The 12,445-nt window shown below is 35.8% G+C and carries 14 protein-coding genes and 1 pseudogene; 10 read left to right on the top strand and 5 right to left on the bottom strand.

The window, feature by feature from the left end:
- Nucleotides 1-424: 424 nt before the first annotated feature.
- Together AN490_RS19865 and AN490_RS19870 are read right to left on the bottom strand one after the other, a co-directional pair.
- Nucleotides 425-1,123, bottom strand: coding sequence for an RloB family protein (locus AN490_RS19865; protein WP_300006582.1), 699 nt, complete (start codon nt 1,121-1,123; stop codon nt 425-427).
- A gap of 2 nt (nt 1,124-1,125) precedes the next feature.
- Nucleotides 1,126-2,394, bottom strand: coding sequence for an ATP/GTP-binding protein (locus tag AN490_RS19870; RefSeq protein WP_300006583.1), 1,269 nt, complete (start codon nt 2,392-2,394; stop codon nt 1,126-1,128).
- Between the two features lie 215 nt (nt 2,395-2,609).
- Between AN490_RS19870 and acnB the strand changes: the two genes are divergently transcribed.
- The 9 genes and pseudogenes from acnB to AN490_RS19915 all read left to right on the top strand — a co-directional run bounded on the left by acnB (nt 2,610) and on the right by AN490_RS19915 (nt 8,957).
- Entirely contained in the window at nt 2,610-5,240 is a 2,631-nt protein-coding gene (gene acnB / locus AN490_RS19875; RefSeq protein WP_300006584.1) for a bifunctional aconitate hydratase 2/2-methylisocitrate dehydratase, read from the top strand.
- A 53-nt stretch (nt 5,241-5,293) separates the two neighbouring features.
- Nucleotides 5,294-5,482 (top strand): hypothetical protein, encoded by a 189-nt coding sequence (locus AN490_RS19880; protein WP_053541180.1) that lies wholly within the window; start codon nt 5,294-5,296, stop codon nt 5,480-5,482.
- Nucleotides 5,482-5,730 (top strand): hypothetical protein, encoded by a 249-nt coding sequence (locus AN490_RS19885; RefSeq protein ID WP_053538041.1) that lies wholly within the window; start codon nt 5,482-5,484, stop codon nt 5,728-5,730. The genes AN490_RS19880 and AN490_RS19885 overlap by 1 nt, the downstream gene beginning before the upstream one ends.
- A gap of 35 nt (nt 5,731-5,765) precedes the next feature.
- Complete coding sequence (locus tag AN490_RS19890; protein WP_053538042.1) at nt 5,766-5,969, top strand: hypothetical protein; 204 nt, start codon at nt 5,766-5,768, stop codon at nt 5,967-5,969.
- A 10-nt stretch (nt 5,970-5,979) separates the two neighbouring features.
- Nucleotides 5,980-6,252, top strand: coding sequence for a type II toxin-antitoxin system HicB family antitoxin (locus tag AN490_RS19895; RefSeq protein WP_300006585.1), 273 nt, complete (start codon nt 5,980-5,982; stop codon nt 6,250-6,252).
- A gap of 59 nt (nt 6,253-6,311) precedes the next feature.
- Nucleotides 6,312-6,689 (top strand): annotated as a pseudogene (locus tag AN490_RS19900) (element excision factor XisH family protein); the annotation flags it as partial.
- Nucleotides 6,677-7,018: a XisI protein gene (locus AN490_RS19905; RefSeq protein WP_168651985.1), complete on the top strand. Its 342-nt coding sequence runs from the start codon at nt 6,677-6,679 to the stop codon at nt 7,016-7,018. The pseudogene AN490_RS19900 and the gene AN490_RS19905, both read left to right, overlap by 13 nt.
- A 278-nt stretch (nt 7,019-7,296) precedes the next feature.
- Nucleotides 7,297-7,809: a hypothetical protein gene (locus AN490_RS19910; RefSeq protein WP_300006586.1), complete on the top strand. Its 513-nt coding sequence runs from the start codon at nt 7,297-7,299 to the stop codon at nt 7,807-7,809.
- Nucleotides 7,806-8,957: a hypothetical protein gene (locus AN490_RS19915; RefSeq protein WP_271792309.1), complete on the top strand. Its 1,152-nt coding sequence runs from the start codon at nt 7,806-7,808 to the stop codon at nt 8,955-8,957. The genes AN490_RS19910 and AN490_RS19915 overlap by 4 nt, the downstream gene beginning before the upstream one ends.
- Before the next feature lie 158 nt (nt 8,958-9,115).
- On the opposite strand, the gene AN490_RS19920 is transcribed toward AN490_RS19915, so the two are convergent.
- Both AN490_RS19920 and AN490_RS19925 read right to left on the bottom strand, forming a co-directional pair.
- Nucleotides 9,116-9,355: a hypothetical protein gene (locus AN490_RS19920; RefSeq protein ID WP_300006587.1), complete on the bottom strand. Its 240-nt coding sequence runs from the start codon at nt 9,353-9,355 to the stop codon at nt 9,116-9,118.
- A gap of 26 nt (nt 9,356-9,381) precedes the next feature.
- Complete coding sequence (locus AN490_RS19925) at nt 9,382-10,833, bottom strand: MFS transporter (protein WP_300006588.1); 1,452 nt, start codon at nt 10,831-10,833, stop codon at nt 9,382-9,384.
- A gap of 71 nt (nt 10,834-10,904) precedes the next feature.
- Between AN490_RS19925 and AN490_RS19930 the strand changes: the two genes are divergently transcribed.
- Nucleotides 10,905-11,426, top strand: coding sequence for a phosphoribosyltransferase (locus AN490_RS19930; RefSeq protein WP_300006589.1), 522 nt, complete (start codon nt 10,905-10,907; stop codon nt 11,424-11,426).
- Between the two features lie 65 nt (nt 11,427-11,491).
- Here the strand turns inward: AN490_RS19930 and AN490_RS19935 are convergent, their stop codons facing one another.
- Nucleotides 11,492-12,409, bottom strand: coding sequence for an AEC family transporter (locus AN490_RS19935; RefSeq protein WP_300006615.1), 918 nt, complete (start codon nt 12,407-12,409; stop codon nt 11,492-11,494).
- Nucleotides 12,410-12,445: the final 36 nt, after the last annotated feature.

Here is a 12,445-nt window from a genome sequence, read left to right on the forward strand (position 1 = left end):
TTTAACTTTCCACATGGTTATTTTTCAGTAATTCTAAATATTTTAAAGCTTCATGTTTAGATAAAAGGCTCTACCGCTCCCTTTATGATATTTTCGGTAAAATATCCCTGAAACCCCTACACCGATTGGATTTGAGGTTTTAATATTTTCAAAAACACCAATGGTTTTGGATATATTAAAAGGATGTTTGATCATAAGGGGAACGGTAGAACCAGATAAAATTTCATCAGTTTTGCTAATAATTTTCTAAAATTTCTTCTATTTGTTCAAATTCAGTCATAGGGATTTGTACAGCAATTGGTTTTTGATTTTGATCTAAAACATAATTCTTATTGATTTGTAGCATTGAATTAATTCCTAAATCATTAGGTAGATTATAGCATATTGTCAGAATCAGGATTTAAGGATTTCCAGATTTGAGTTCTTATTGTGGTTTTGTAAAAATGACTTCATTAAGTTTTTCCACTAATTGATAAACTGTTGTTGATGGATTAATATTGTGTATTATTATTCTTTGTTTTACGGTTAATTTATCAGGATTAGGATCATCTATTCCATGTAAATTACAATGGTTTAACCAAAGTTTTTTAGCAAAATTAATAGCATTAGATTCTTTATCCTTTAGTTTTTCATACATAGTTTCGGAATTTTTTTCATATTTTTCACCTAATCTTATACTTAGCATTTTTTCATACTCACTTCGATGAGTTTCACTTTGATAATATTCATAATGCAATAAAAACCATAATTCAAAAGCATCATTAGAAACAGCTAAATTTAATTGATTTTCTATAGCTAATCTAATCGCTGCGTTAAAATTTTGCTGATTATTATTTTCATATTTTAAGTCTCTATCAAATACACACCAAACCTCATCATCTCCATAATTACCTTGTTCCTTTAACTGTTTAGCTATTGTAACAACTGTTATTCCTACCGCACCCAATCCTTTAATAGTAATATATGCAGTTTTATTAGCGCGTGCTATTTTTTGAAACCCTTCAAAATAATTTTTTTCAGTTTTTTCCCCTTCACAAAGAATCAAAAATGTTTTTCCTTTTGATCTACCACTTACTTTTCTTTGAGAATACATTGAATTATTTCTTGAATTTTGTCTTGCCATTTTTAATCATTAGATAATAAATTTTTAAAATTACCAATAAAGGGAATTGCTCCATATCTTCCGCGAATATAATCTGCTTCCAATGGATCATCTTCTGCGATATCATCATATTCAGCTAAAGAATATAAATCAGTTGCTCCTTGTTGATTTTTTTCTGTAAACCAGATTTGATCTCGTCTTAATAATCTACTACCAAACAGATTAGGATTAAGCAAATTAGTATCATGAGTCATAAAAACAAGCTGTGCTGATTTTGGATTATATTGTTTTGAATTAAATAGCTCAATAATTTTATGAGTAATGATAGGATGTAATCTTGCATCCAATTCATCTATAATTAAAACTTGGCTATATCTTAAAGCGTTTAAAAGTAATGCGGAGAAATAAAATAGTTTTTTTGTTCCTTCAGATTCATTTTTTTCTAAGTCAAATTTTTCAAATCCAATTATTTCACCATTTTCATTATATTTTTCGTGAGATGTTTGAATACTAAATAAATTTTGAATACTAAATAAATTTTCTAAAGATAGTTCTTCTTTACTAATATTGATATCTTGAATTGATAAATCTAAATCTTTAATTAATTTAATACTATCTTTTTTAATTAAAGGAGATTCAAACAATTTTAAAGTAAATTTTCTATACAAATCATCCTGTGTTCCTGAACCAGATACAACTTGATAATTAGCAAACCATTTGATTATTTCAGCAGAAATTTTGCCATTAAATTGTGCTACAACAGAAATAAAAAGAGAATTATGCTTAGTCTTTTCTTCTAAATTAAATCCTTCTTGAAAAGATTTTTTACTTATTTTAAATTTGTTGCCATTTCTTTGAAATAGTTGATATTCTTTAATATTATTCTGAAAAAATAGCCATTCTTCGACTACTTTATCTTGAGATACTTTAAAACCATATTTGTAAGTTTTTTTGTTTAGATAAAAAGTTGTTTGAAAAAATGATGGCTTATCTTCTGTTTCTGTACTAAGTCGGAAAGTTTCAACTGGAATCTTATCTGTGAATTGCATTTCTTTAGAAGAATTAATAACAAAGTTTCTCATAAAACTAAATGCTTTGGCAAGATTACTCTTTCCACTTGCATTAGCACCATAAATAGCTGTTGTTTTTAGTAACTTCAATTCTTCATTAACTGAAAATACATTATTTTCATCTAATTCTGGATCTTGACTATTAATATCAGAAGCAACCATACTAAAAGTCACTGTGTCTTTAAAAGATAGAAAATTTCCGACTTGAAATTCAATTAACATGAATTTAATTTACTCCTTTTTTATATTTGTTTATGTATTTCAGTAGTAAGTTGTAATTAGAACATATTTTTGGGATAGTAGCAACTCCATAGATAATATTCTTCCGAAATTATAATTGCTCTTGGATTACAAATTCCGTTTATCAGTAACTCTTGTAACATTCCCTTTACAATAAAATAAAGAAAGCAAGACATTACAGGATCACAATCTAAACCATGCTACAAGAATATCGTCAACAGGTTGCTGAACGCGCCCAACTGGGTATTCCTCCTTTACCCTTAGACGCACAACAAACATCAGCATTGTGTGAATTACTGAAAAATCCACCTACAGGCGAAGAAGAGTTATTATTAAATTTATTACGCGATCGCATTCCCCCTGGAGTAGATCAAGCTGCTTATGTAAAAGCTGGATTTCTGACTGCGATTGCTAAAGGAGAAATTACCAGTCCTTTAGTTTCACCAGTTGACGCAGTAGAATTACTGGGAACGATGATTGGTGGTTACAACGTTCAATCCTTAATTGATTTACTCCAAGTTTCCAGCACCTCTGTATCAACTTCTTCAGAAACACCCTTGGTAATGGGAGGAGAAGGAAGAGAACAAATCGCCGCTTATGCAGCCAACGCTCTCAGCAAAATTATGTTGGTGTATGATGCTTTCCATGATGTTTTGGAATTGTCCAAAACCAACCCCTACGCTAAACAAGTGGTAAACTCTTGGGCAGAAGCAGAATGGTTTACGTTGCGTCCCACATTACCAGAATTTATCACCGTTACCGTTTTCAAAGTTCCCGGAGAAACCAACACTGACGACTTATCACCAGCAACCCACGCTACAACCAGACCAGATATTCCTTTACACGCTTTGGCGATGTTAGAAACTCGTCAACCAGGAAGTTTAGAAACCATTGCAGAGTTGAAGCAAAAAGGTCATCCTGTTGCTTACGTTGGTGATGTCGTGGGTACAGGTTCTTCTCGTAAATCTGCAATCAATTCTGTATTATGGCATTTGGGCAATGATATTCCCTTTGTGCCAAACAAACGGGCGGGAGGTTATATTTTAGGAAGTGCGATCGCTCCCATCTTTTTTAACACAGCCGAAGATGCCGGTGCATTACCCATTCAATGCGATGTCAGCAAAATGGCAACCGGTGACATAATCACCATTTATCCCTACAAAGGAACTGTTCTCAACGCCGTAGGAGAAGTAATTTCCACCTTCAGCCTCAAGCCTGACACCATTTTAGACGAAGTTCGCGCAGGTGGACGCATTCCCCTCCTAATTGGGCGTACCCTCACCGATAAAACCCGTCTAGCATTGGGTTTAGCGCCCAGCACATTATTTATCCGTCCTCAAGCCCCAGTGGACAGCGGAAAAGGCTACACATTGGCGCAGAAAATGGTCGGGAAAGCCGCTGGTTTGCCTGGAGTACGTCCGGGGACATCTTGCGAACCAATCATGACTACAGTGGGTTCTCAGGACACTACAGGCCCAATGACCAGAGACGAATTGAAAGAACTCGCTTGTTTAGGTTTCAGTGCAGACTTGGTAATGCAAAGTTTCTGTCATACAGCCGCATATCCCAAACCTGTGGATATTAAAACCCACCAAGAATTACCCGACTTCATTTCCTCCCGTGGTGGTGTGGCGTTGCGTCCTGGTGATGGTATCATTCATTCTTGGCTAAACCGGATGTTATTACCCGACACCGTGGGTACAGGTGGAGATTCCCATACTCGCTTCCCCTTGGGTATATCCTTTCCTGCGGGTTCGGGTTTAGTAGCGTTTGCTGGTGCTTTGGGTGTCATGCCTTTGGATATGCCAGAATCAGTTTTGGTCAAATTTACAGGGGAATTACAACCAGGAATAACGCTGAGGGATGTTGTCAATGCCATTCCTTATGTGGCTATGCAAAAAGGTTTGTTAACTGTCGAGAAGCAGAACAAGAAAAATGTTTTCTCTGGCAAGATTTTGGAAATTGAAGGTTTACCAAATTTGAAAGTTGAACAAGCCTTTGAATTAACTGACGCTTCCGCAGAACGTTCTTGTGCTGGTTGTACAATTAAATTAAGCGAAGAAACAATTGCGGAATATTTACGTTCCAATATTGCCCTTTTAACTAATATGGTAGCACGGGGTTATAGTGATGCCAGAACTATCATGCGCCGGGTGGCAAAAATGCAAGAATGGTTAGATCATCCAGTATTATTATCTGCTGACGCTGATGCCGAATATGCAGAAATAATTGAAATTGATTTAAGCCAAATCACAGAACCAATTGTAGCTGCTCCCAATGACCCAGATAATGTTAAGTTATTATCGGCAGTTGCCAATGATCCTGTACAAGAAGTTTTTGTGGGTTCTTGTATGACAAATATCGGACATTATCGAGCAACTGCGAAGGTTTTAGAAGGTGCAGGAGATGTAAAAGCGCGGTTGTGGATTGCACCTCCTACAAGAATGGATGAACACCAATTAAAGGCGGAAGGTGTTTATGATGTTTTCGTAGCTGCAAAGGCGAGAACTGAGATACCCGGATGCAGTTTATGTATGGGAAATCAGGCGCGAGTTGATGATAATACAACTGTGTTTTCTACCTCAACTCGTAATTTCAATAATCGCATGGGTAAAGGCGCTCAAGTGTATTTAGGTTCGGCGGAATTAGCAGCCGTTTGTGCGTTGTTGGGAAGGCTTCCTAATGTGCAGGAATATTTGGATATTGTGGCTGAAAGAATTCATCCTTTTGCTGATGATTTGTATCGCTATTTGAACTTTGATCAAATTGCTGGTTTTGAGAATGAAGGGAGGGTGATTAGTAAGGAGGAACAGGCTTTGTTGGTATAATGTAGATTAGGGTGAGTCTTGATGGCTCACCTGAATGTTATAATTTATATTTTATGGGGAAGAGTCATTTTAAGAAAGCAATATCATCTTTGGAATCTCGTATTGCTGAACACAAAGAAAAAATCAGGCTAGAATTAGAGAAGGATTTTCCAGATCCGGGTTTGATTAATCATTGGGAAAAGGAAATCATAGCTTTTGAACAAGGGATAAAACAAGCGTTAAAAAGATTGGGGAAAAACTAATGACACTCGCAAAACTAAAAATTACCAGTGAAAACTCAACGCTTAATCAGTTACTAATGGAATTACAGGAAGAATGCCAAAATGTGATTTCTCTGGTTAATCAATTACAACTTTCTGAGTTAAGCGATCGCCAAAAGGGTAAAATTCTCTCAGAATTGCTGGTAGCTTCTATTCATTTGCATTCCCATTGTGATGAAGATTGGCAAAATTTAATTTCCGATGAGTTGGAAACTTTAGCAGATGATTAATGGAGAAAATCTTATGAATATAAAGAGGTGTAAAAATGATTGAATTACATCCTGAGTTTTTAACAAAAAATGGTCAAAAACAATTTGCAGTTTTACCTTATGAGGAATTTTTGAAGATTACGGAATTGTTAGAAGATTTGGAAGATTTAAGAGATTTACGGGATGCTAAGGAAGAAGAGAAAGATAGTCTTTCCGTATCTTTAGCTGATGTTAAGAAAATGCTTATACATAATCCATAGGTAAACAAAAATGAACTTTTACACAGTTGTTCTCAGACAAAGTTCCGGTTATTGGGTGGGTTTGTGTTTAGAAAATGGTATTGTTGGACAGGGAGATACTCAAGAAGATGCAGTTAATAAATTAAAGGAAGCAATAGAATCTTTTGAAGATGTTTATGAATCAGAAGATAATATTTATAAATCTCCTATTTCTATAGATGAATTACATGAATTTTTATTAGTTGAGGAAAAAGAAAAAGAAAAACAATCAGAAATCTATGAATTAAGGAAGGTTTATGCCTAAAAATATACCTTCTTTAAGACCCAAGGAATTAATTAAATTATTAGAAAAAGCAGGTCAAAAATGCTTTAATTAAGGATGGTTGGACAATTACGGCTGATCCTTATTATATAATTTATAGAAAATTAAGACTTGTTGCTGATCTAGGTGCTGAACGTCCATTATCTGCTCAAAAAGGTGATGAGAAAATAGTGATAGAAGTTAAAAGTTTTCTAAATCCATCATTTATTTATGATTTAGAAAGGGCTGTAGGTCAGTATATCATTTACCGTAATTATCTTAAAAGAACCGCACCAGACCATCAGATTTACTTAGCACTTGGTCAACTTGTTTATAAAGCTAATTTTGATGAAACTATCCAAGTTGTTGTTGATGAAAACCAACTTAAATTAATCATTGTAGATACAGATAAGGAGGTTATTACCAAATGGATAAGTTAGAAAATTACCGATTTTTAATCAAAAAAATCTTAACAGAATATCATCAACTTTTTTCCTCTGCATCTCCTGATAATATAGAAATGCTCTTAGCTTTTGATGAGCAAAGAGATCAATATTTATGGTTTCAAGTTGGTTGGACAACTGAGGAAAGAATTAAGGGAATTTCTGTCCATATTCGCATTAAGAATGAGAAGATTTACATTGAAGAAGATTGGACTGAGGAAGGAATTGCAACGGAGTTATTGAAGGAAGGTGTACCCAAAGAGGATATTGTTTTGGCTTTTCATGATCCAGAAACTCGTAAATTGACGGAGTTTGCTGTTGCTTAGAGACGTTTTGATGATTTCTGAGTAAGTGATTTCCCTATCGCTGTTTGGGTATAGATTCATAGCGTATTAGCGCAGACTAATGAAGGTATCGCTTTACCAACAGTTGTTAGAGATATTGGAGGGGTAAATTCACAGGAAAAAAAATGTGATCACCTCTTGCACATTGCCTACCTTATACTATTAAATAAGTGTAATAGACTACTCTATTACAAAAATACTTCATTTATATGGGGGAAACATTGACTGACAACAATCTACCCTTGCTACCTCTGCAAGACATGGCTAATCGACATTACGCACTTACGCCCCCAGTTGCCGGTAGTTATCTAGAAGCTGCAAGAGTTTCCCTTGATAAACACCACATTTCGCCCAAGGAATTTACTTTGGAGAACGATAAAGTAGAATCTATGGCAAAGGTGGAATGGGATTCGGCAGATGACAGAGTTAAGGCAACATGGGCGAATACTGATGATGCAACTTGCTTCGGAGCTTATGCCTTAGCACTTGCAGCTACAGAATTATTAAGAGGTATGTTTGCTATAAAGCGTGCAGACAGACTCACTGGTGCTGATTATTATATCGCTCCGATTGGTGAAGATATGGAAGATTTGGAAAATTGGTTCAGACTTGAGGTATCAGGGACAAGTCTTGATAAATCTATAGTAAAAAATCGCCTTAAACAAAAGGTTGAGCAAACAAAACAAGGGAACAGTAATATACCCGCCATAGCAGCCGTGGTTGGATTTCGCGCACAATTAATTTTACTTCAAACGGTAGATGAATCATCATGAGTTGGTTAGAGCATCACACTCGTAGTGAAAAGTACGCAAGTCAAGCAGAAGATTTAGGTAGACGGGGAGAATTTAACCGTGCTGCTGAATTATACTGTCTTGCGGCTGATGCAGAGGTGTGTGCATTAGAGGATCTTGCTCATAATAAGACCAGAACAATTGGTATTACAGCGGTTAGTAGTGCATCTCTCTACTTCAAGGCTCGTGAATTTAAGCAAGCAAAACGAATTGCTCATAGATATTTGGCTACTGAACTGTTACCACCTTTTGCAGTAGAACAACTAGAAGAGCTTATTCAGGTCATCCGTTTTGAGGAATCTCTTGCAAAATCGGGTATTGAATTTCTTGAAGGTGAGGTGCTAGTTTCAGTAAGTGGTGGTGAAGTTATTTATGGTGGTGCGCCTCTGGATCTTATTTTAGATAAAGTAAAAGATATTAGTAATATTTTTTATCGAACAACAGAATGGCTTTTGGAGAAGGAATTTCGTAAGGGTGGCGCTCCATCTCCAGAAGTTAAAAATTTATGTAACCCTTGGCTTTTGCAAGCTCCTCCGGGGAGTTATCAATTTGCTGTACGTGTTCGTAAACCTCAAGAGCAATTAAGCTTTCCTTTTATGAAGGATATGGAATTGCAGGTAGAACAAATAACTAAAAAATTCTTGGAAGTTGTTGGAGGGGCTACACAAGATCCAGAAGGTAAACTAGTGGAGATAGTACCTGACAAAGAATATCGAGATACATTTTTGAAATTAACTAGAAAACTCGCACCACCAGCAACAGGAAAATCGTTTAGTCAAATTGAGATAAAGTCAGCGAATAATCTTGTAGAACCTCCCGTAGTTATTATTCCTGATACTCGCAAAGTTATTACTAGCGTGTTGAAAAAGACGGACTCAATCTCTCCAATTTTTTCTGAGCAGCAGATTATTCAATTGCGTGGTACATTACGTGGCTTACAACTAGATAATGATTGGATTGAAGTTAAGGTAAATGGTGAAAATAAGAAAATTTATGATGTTAAAGAGGAAATTGACGATGTAATTGGATCTATGGTGAATCGTCAAGTCGTTGTAGATGTTGTTGAAAGACTTGATAGATCGTCAGAAAAAAGGTATTCTTTCCGCGACCTCCAAGCCGAAGAAGACTAGTGATAAACTGAAAAATTTTCACCTTCTAAGGTGACTCAATATCGCTGTTTGGGTGTGGTTTTGTGGAGAGTGATCGCTTTTTGGTTATGCGTTGAGAAAGCGATCGCTTATTTGATGAAAGGAGTTCAAGTGATCGCTTTTTTGTGATACCATCACAGCTAAGAAGCCCAACAAGTATGATCAGGAAAAGTACCCGCTTTCCAATGTTGACGTAACTTAACCATTGCTCTTGTTAAAATATGGTGATAATTTTCACTATTAACAGCTTCAACTTCTTGAATTTTTCCATCATATTTATCAAGACGAATTTTACCTAAATGTTCAGGATCACTACCGAAGTTATAAGTAACACCTTGATCATCTTCATTAACTTTAATTAACATTACATAAAAAGCCATAATATTTATTGGTGAGAAATTCGGGTTTATGTTCTCTGCCGTTGTGCTTGCAGTTTTAACATGATTTCCGCGTGCATTTCGCGGGTAATGGGATAGAAGTAGACTAAAACTAACCCGGCAATTAAACAAACGGTTGGTATTGGTCCAACAGCGATACGAATGGCTAAAAGTGCAGATTCAGGTTGTACAGGTAAAGAACTTTGTCCAGCAACCGCTTCTTTAAAACCATAAGCTTGTAAGGTATTACCGACCAAAAATAGCCCAAAAGCTAAACCAAATTTTTGTAATAAAACCATGAAACCATAGAAAATACCTTCCCGTCGTTGTCCAGTTTGCAATTCGTCTAATTCAATCACATCAGGGATCATTGACCAAGGAATTAGATAAGCTGTAGAAACTCCCATACCTGCCATTACAGCCATAACATACATTAAACCAACTTGATTTGGCTGTAAGAAAAATAATCCAGCAGCCGCAATAATCCAGGAACTCATTCCTAAGAAATAAACGATTTTTTTGCCAATCTTTTTACTTAAATAACTCCAAATAAATAACATAAATAAAGCCGTTCCCTGCACTGCAATCATGACTGTGGGGACATCTCCCTCTTTAAGTTTCATACAGTTAACGACAAAATAGGGAATAATACTGGCTGTGATTTGCACACCTAACCAAGAAAAAAGATATATCGCAATTACAAACAGAAAAGGTTTATTACTAAAGACAATTTTTAGCTGTTCAAAAAAGGGAATTTCGGCTTCTTGTGGCAAAGAAATCCGTTTAGCTTCAAAAGCTAAAATGCGATCGCGCACCCCATAAACGCACCAATACAAAGATAAAACCGAAATTACGGTACACACAGCCGCTAAAACTAAATATTGTTGTTGGCGATCGCTAATTTGTGAGAAAATAATTTTTGATAAAATCAACGATAAAATACTGCCACCAATGGAAAACGTAAACCGAAAACTATTCAAACTAGTCCGTTCATCGTAATCTTGAGTTAACTCAGGAGTCATGGCTGTATAAGGCAAATTCACAACAGTATAAAATGCCTGAGATACAATCCCAATTACTACATAATACCAAAATAAACACCAAATATTACTACTTTTGTCAGCAGTAAATTGGGGGACAATCCACTGCAAGAAAAAGAAAAATCCAAAAGGAATTGCCCCATATAAAAGCCAAGGTAGACGACGACCCCAGCGCCGGGATTGGGTTTTATCAGTCAACATTCCCACCATAGGATCATTGATACCATCCCAAATTTTGCCAATCATCAAAATACTACCTGCCAAACCCGCTGGAATTCCTGCCACATTGGTAAAGAAAACCATCATGTAAAATACAGCAATATTTGCAGTAATCGCAGGACCCAAATCTCCCGCACCATAAGCTAATTTAGTTTTAAAATCTAATTTTTCACTGGACAGAGATTGGTGAAAATCGTTATTATGAGAATTATCTTTAAGCATAAATTACACCCTTATGAATTGACAATTGACAATAGATAACTAACAATTATTAACACACTTATTTTACTCTTATGTCAGACCTTTACATTTCTTGGTCAGATTATCACCACAAAATTGAACAACTGGCTGTAAAGATTTATCAATCGGGTTGGGAATTTAACCAAATCGTCTGTTTAGCTAGAGGGGGACTGCGAGTAGGAGATATTCTCTCCCGCATATACAATCAACCATTAGCAATTTTATCTACTTCATCTTACAGCGGCGCGGGTACACATGAAAGAAGTAATTTAATTATTTCTCATCGATTAACCATGACTAGCGAAAATTTAGGTTCACGGATTTTGCTAGTAGATGATTTAGTAGACTCTGGTATCACTATTCAAGAAACAGTTCCCTGGCTACAGAAACATCATGATTTTCCCATTCAAGAAATTCGCACTGCTGTAATTTGGTATAAAGCTTGTTCAGTTGTTGTTCCTGACTACCACGTTGATTATCTAGCTGATAATCCTTGGATTCATCAACCTTTTGAACATTACGAATCTATTAATCCTGCGGAATTGGCAAAAAAGCTGAATTTAGTAGTCACATAATCCAAATATTATCCAGAATTTTTGTAGAGACATTTCATGTAACGTCTCTACTTTTTCACTTTTTGTTAAAATAACCATAACCAAACAGGAAGAGTAAACAACAAAACTATCATCCCCATAGCTAAAGCAGTAACAGCCAAATCTCTATCTAAATCAAAGGTTTCTGCTATTACCAATGTAGCCAAAGCTGGAGGCATACCCATTTGCAAAACTATCACCTGTGCTGCATTACCAGTAACACCAAAAAATGAGAGAGTGCTACCTAAAATCATCGGCACTAATAGCATTTTAATGAACACACTACTCCCCGCTTGTGGTAATTTTCGCCAAGATTTTAGTTGGGAAAGTCGCATTCCAATTAACATCAAAGATAAAGCAACTGCACCCCAAGCCAATTTTTCCAAACAAAATACCACTGGAGAGGGAAGCGCAACTTGATGTAATAATAAGCCAAATCCAAAACTCCATAGAGCCGGATTAATCAAAATTACCTTTGCTATTTGCATCTGATTTTGGGTATTATTACCAAACTTAGCAGCAAGAAACACACCTAAACCATAAGCACCAAACAGCGAACCCAACATATCGTAAAATAAAGCCCAGGCAAAATATTCTTTACCTACCATTGCTAAAGTAATGGGAAAACCCAAATTACCTGTATTACCTACCATTGCTGCTAGAATCAAACTACCTTGAGTTGTCGCGGGGGGAACTGAATCAATGAAATGGGCTTGGGCTTTGATTCTTAACCAAGCTAATAATGCCCCCAGAAAGATTGCCAAGTGAGCTATTATCGGTGCAATCCAAATCTGTCCTGATAAATCTGTTTGTAGTAAAAAACCGATGATGCTTATAGGTACTCCCACCCAATAGAGAAATTGACCTACGTAGGTGGAAGTATTGTTAGGCAATTTACGTCCCAGTATAAATCCCACTAGGATTAATCCCACTAACTTGATATATAGTTCTAAAAGATTTATCAAAATTACACCATAATTCAACATTAAGAATTAAAAAAA

Origin of the sequence: Anabaena sp. AL09 (assembly GCF_001672255.1) — a bacterium.
Taxonomy (GTDB): Bacteria; Cyanobacteriota; Cyanobacteriia; order Cyanobacteriales; family Nostocaceae; genus Dolichospermum; species Dolichospermum lemmermannii.

Excerpts from the sequence above, each read along its gene's own strand:
- AN490_RS19865 (WP_300006582.1), bottom strand. The coding sequence starts at position 1,123 with ATGGCAAGACAAAATTCAAGAAATAATTCAATGTATTCTCAAAGAAAA.
- AN490_RS19870 (WP_300006583.1), bottom strand. The coding sequence starts at position 2,394 with ATGTTAATTGAATTTCAAGTCGGAAATTTTCTATCTTTTAAAGACACA.
- acnB (WP_300006584.1), top strand. The coding sequence starts at position 2,610 with ATGCTACAAGAATATCGTCAACAGGTTGCTGAACGCGCCCAACTGGGT.
- AN490_RS19880 (WP_053541180.1), top strand. The coding sequence starts at position 5,294 with ATGGGGAAGAGTCATTTTAAGAAAGCAATATCATCTTTGGAATCTCGT.
- AN490_RS19885 (WP_053538041.1), top strand. The coding sequence starts at position 5,482 with ATGACACTCGCAAAACTAAAAATTACCAGTGAAAACTCAACGCTTAAT.
- AN490_RS19890 (WP_053538042.1), top strand. The coding sequence starts at position 5,766 with ATGATTGAATTACATCCTGAGTTTTTAACAAAAAATGGTCAAAAACAA.
- AN490_RS19895 (WP_300006585.1), top strand. The coding sequence starts at position 5,980 with ATGAACTTTTACACAGTTGTTCTCAGACAAAGTTCCGGTTATTGGGTG.
- AN490_RS19905 (WP_168651985.1), top strand. The coding sequence starts at position 6,677 with ATGGATAAGTTAGAAAATTACCGATTTTTAATCAAAAAAATCTTAACA.
- AN490_RS19910 (WP_300006586.1), top strand. The coding sequence starts at position 7,297 with ATGGCTAATCGACATTACGCACTTACGCCCCCAGTTGCCGGTAGTTAT.
- AN490_RS19915 (WP_271792309.1), top strand. The coding sequence starts at position 7,806 with ATGAGTTGGTTAGAGCATCACACTCGTAGTGAAAAGTACGCAAGTCAA.
- AN490_RS19920 (WP_300006587.1), bottom strand. The coding sequence starts at position 9,355 with ATGGCTTTTTATGTAATGTTAATTAAAGTTAATGAAGATGATCAAGGT.
- AN490_RS19925 (WP_300006588.1), bottom strand. The coding sequence starts at position 10,833 with ATGCTTAAAGATAATTCTCATAATAACGATTTTCACCAATCTCTGTCC.
- AN490_RS19930 (WP_300006589.1), top strand. The coding sequence starts at position 10,905 with ATGTCAGACCTTTACATTTCTTGGTCAGATTATCACCACAAAATTGAA.